Origin of the sequence: Vibrio ichthyoenteri ATCC 700023 (genome assembly GCF_000222605.1) — a bacterium.
GTDB classification, from domain to species: domain Bacteria; phylum Pseudomonadota; class Gammaproteobacteria; order Enterobacterales; family Vibrionaceae; genus Vibrio; species Vibrio ichthyoenteri.
In genome coordinates this window covers 1-3,497 of sequence record NZ_AFWF01000304.1, presented here as the reverse complement: position 1 = coordinate 3,497, position 3,497 = coordinate 1, and the positions used below count along the sequence as shown (strand labels likewise).

Here is a 3,497-nt window from a genome sequence, read left to right as displayed (position 1 = left end):
TACTTATTTAACATATTGTGCAAACTACGATCCATGATTGCGCTGACAAAAAATCACAAATCGATTACGCTGACAACCCGAATAATCAAAGGCACTAGTAAGGTTTTGTCCAAAAGTTTGCTAAAAATTGATCTAACTTTATCCCGAGTTCGAGCTAAATAAGAAAGCAAGGGCAGTGAAAATTACGAACTTGTCAGCGTCGATATGAACATGGCGCCAGAAAGTATTCTCGGTGCCAAGCGGTGATCAGTTAGCGGTAGGATGAATCACAAGCTCAATAGGTTTGCCACTGTCGATGTCAATTTGGAGTAGGTAGCTTCCCCACTCATGTGTATTGAAATGGTGCATAGTTAGGTTGCGGCCTTGGCATTGTAGATTGGCGACGTCAGTAATAGTCGCATCGGCCCCTTTAATGTTGATTTTGTAATTGCCATTGGTCGCGACAACGAACTTCTGATTCCATTCTGTCACTGCCAATTGCTGATAGACTGTTGTACTCTCACTATTAGCAACACGCAAACCCAGAGTGTTGGTGGCATTGAGCGTCTTTTCGAGTTGTGGCGCGGCTTCTTGAGTTGTAGCGAATGTCAAGGTCTCAAGCGGTTGATTACAAATGGCTTGGTAAGCAGACGCATAGTGTTTATTAATATTTTGACTCTTGATGGTACTTACGTCGTCACTTGCAAGTGCAGACGCTGACACGAGCAGTCCAAGGCCAATGGTGATTATTGATGTGTTTTTCATTGTGTTGATACTCTGTATGATTCGATGCAGTTTGGACTTTCCGTTCTGTTCTTCAACTTGACGAGTTGGCAAAACGGAGACTGCGTTTGTGTTTTTAATTGTTCAAAGTTTTCTATCGTTAGCGTTTTAAGAAAAGCTAAAAGGTCGCTTTTCTCATCTTCCGTAATAGTAAAACCTTGGATTGAAGGGTGTTTCGAAAAACTAAACTTTCCATCACCAGCATTTACGCCGAGACTGATTTTCCTTCCGCCGCGCGCATAGCTATCAATCACTGCCGAAAGCGATAGATAGCTGCCATCATGACCCCAAGGGCTAGTGTTGATGACGTTGATCAGTGATGGTGTTCGATATTTTCCATCATCACTTTTTATTGCGGTTGTCTTTCTCAATCCATTCTCTGATGACGGGTAAAAATACTCACCGTCGGCATGAATACCGTACAAACCCACGTTGTAATGTTCAACGCGTTGTGACGCCTTAGTTGCGTTAAGTAACTCACCCGCGTGACAAGAGGTACAATTTAACCTGTCACTTTCAAAAAATGCTAAACCACGCTGTTCCTTCTCAGTCAGTGCAGTGCGTTCACCTTGTTTGAATCTGTGGTAGCGAGTCTCCATCGACACGATAGATGCAGTAAATGCAGCAAGTGCTTTGGTTACTCTTTGGTAAGTAACTTCACTGTCACCGTAAGCATTCAGAAAAAGCGGGGCATAGAGTGCTTTGGCATCCTGCAGTCTGTTTACCACCATTGAGGGTGTGGCCCCCATCTCTAACGGATCAGTCGAAAGGAGCGGCCTTGAAACGGCAGACTCTAAATCCTGTACGTTGTATGTACTCACCGTGAAGTTGCGATTGTCAGCGATATTGAGTAGCGAAGGGGTGTTTAATCGTGATATTTCCCCATGAATGTCAGGCACTTTATTGAAGGTATTTGTCCAATGAGTATCAGGAGTATGGCAAAGCGCACAGCTTCGATTACCTTTCACGGAAAGACGAACATCGTGGAAGAGATAACGACCTAGCTCAATTTTATATTGAGCGCTTACAGTGGTTTCTGAATGGGCGAAAAACGCTGTACTCAGTAAAGCAATTGAGATAAACGAGAGAAACTTGAACATCAGGAAATTGTCGAGTGAAAATGGCGAATACGAATTAAAGTAACACAAGGCATGAAAAGAAAAGAGCAAGATCTCTCGCAAGACATTGCTCTTTCTTTCAAGCTAGATTGAGATTACAGCTTACGCCATACCCCCCATTCGCCAGTTGTTCCTGGTTCTTCGCCTTCTGTCCACCAGTGTGCTTTCCAACTGTCACTGTTGTGAGTTACAACGTCACTTTCGTTGTATGATTTCGCAGAAGACCATGCTTCAACACTTGGTACTTCGCCTTCGCCCAGAACTTGTTTCCAAACTTGTGCTTTACCTGGTTCTTCACCTTGAGTCCACCAAGCAGCGACCCAAGTCTTACCGCCGTGAGTTACTTCGTCACCAGCAATGTAAGTTGCTGTTTTGTCCCAAGTACCATCTTCAACCGGTGGCTCTACTGGCGGCTCAACAGGTGGATCTACTTCATCTTTGATGATAGAAACTTGGAACGAGTATGATTCGTCAGTCGCTACCCATACCTTGTTAGCATGCAGGTTAGCGTTATCGAATTCGTATACACCGCTTGCTGCATTCCAAACACCAACAAACAGTTTTTCTGGTTGTTGAGCGTTAATTTGTGAAGCCAGCTCTGCTGCCCAAGTCACTTGGTTTGCTGCAATAATGTCTACACGCAAATCCATCACTTCAGAACCGCTTGTGCCAGCCATCAGGCGAAAGCGAGCAGTGTCACCAGCTTCTGCAGTCAAACCAGGCTGTACAAAGTAACCGTACAGAGCAGTCAGGTTGCCTTCTACTGGTGGAGGAATAACTTCGCCGTCGCCTTGCTTGATCACGATGTCGCTACAGTTGTAGAAACCTTCACCCGCTGCGTCGATACGCTGCCAGCGTGAGTACAGAACTGCTTCTGAACCAACGCGGTCTTGTGGCAGCTTAACTTTGAAGCGGTAAGTTTTGTATGGAGTACCTGCAGTTGGCTCTACATTCTCTTCTGTATCAACCCGTTCCAAGTCATCCCAAGTCAGAGGGCGTGAACCGTCGTATGAAGGCTTAGACAGGTAGAATTCCCAGAAAGATGGGTTGTGTGGCGCAGTTGCAGTCCAAACGAAGTTGAATTCACCGTTCTCATCTAGCACAACGTCAGTGGTCTGCCAATCAGCAGAAGGGACGTCTAGACCAGTTTTATCCGCCATACCTGCTGAACACAGTTGACCGTCTGGGATGTTTGCTTTGACTGCTTCGATGTTGCGGTAATCTTTAGTCAGTGCCGCAATTTCGTTACGCTGAATAAAAGGTTGTGGGCCAGAAACAGTGTGCGCTTCTTTACATGCTGCGTTAGGAATTTGGTTAGACCAAAAACCACCATCGTTGTAACAAGTGTTCTGACGAGCACTTGGGAATTCAGCCCAACCGTGAGCTTGTACACTTCCTGAAATAGCTGACAATGACAGCGCCATGCCGATCATTACCGATGCTTTATTTTTATTAAAAATCATTTTTATACTACTTAAATTTATTAGTTAAATCATTTTGATCGGACAAATAATAGCTTTTTTGCAAACGTGATTTGGATAAACATTTTTGTCGATATAATCGATTTATTTTTAAGCTGTTTATTGCCCATTTTTGAAATGAATAGTTTGATTTATC

Annotated in this window: 3 protein-coding genes; all 3 read right to left on the bottom strand. The window is 44.2% G+C overall.

What is annotated here, in order from left to right; translation table 11 throughout:
• Positions 1-246: 246 nt before the first annotated feature.
• Positions 247-744 (bottom strand): hypothetical protein, encoded by a 498-nt coding sequence (locus tag RH85_RS20080; protein ID WP_006714576.1) that lies wholly within the window; start codon positions 742-744, stop codon positions 247-249.
• Positions 741-1,862, bottom strand: coding sequence for a cytochrome-c peroxidase (locus RH85_RS20075; RefSeq protein ID WP_039949474.1), 1,122 nt, complete (start codon positions 1,860-1,862; stop codon positions 741-743). The genes RH85_RS20080 and RH85_RS20075 overlap by 4 nt, the downstream gene beginning before the upstream one ends.
• Positions 1,863-1,975: 113 nt before the next feature.
• The gene (locus RH85_RS20070; RefSeq protein ID WP_006714574.1) at positions 1,976-3,343 is read right to left on the bottom strand and encodes a lytic polysaccharide monooxygenase; all 1,368 of its coding nucleotides are present in this window, start codon (positions 3,341-3,343) and stop codon (positions 1,976-1,978) included.
• Positions 3,344-3,497: the final 154 nt, after the last annotated feature.

Coding starts and splice junctions, on each gene's coding strand:
- RH85_RS20070 (WP_006714574.1), bottom strand. CDS start 3,343: ATGATTTTTAATAAAAATAAAGCATCGGTAATGATCGGCATGGCGCTG.
- RH85_RS20080 (WP_006714576.1), bottom strand. CDS start 744: ATGAAAAACACATCAATAATCACCATTGGCCTTGGACTGCTCGTGTCA.
- RH85_RS20075 (WP_039949474.1), bottom strand. CDS start 1,862: ATGTTCAAGTTTCTCTCGTTTATCTCAATTGCTTTACTGAGTACAGCG.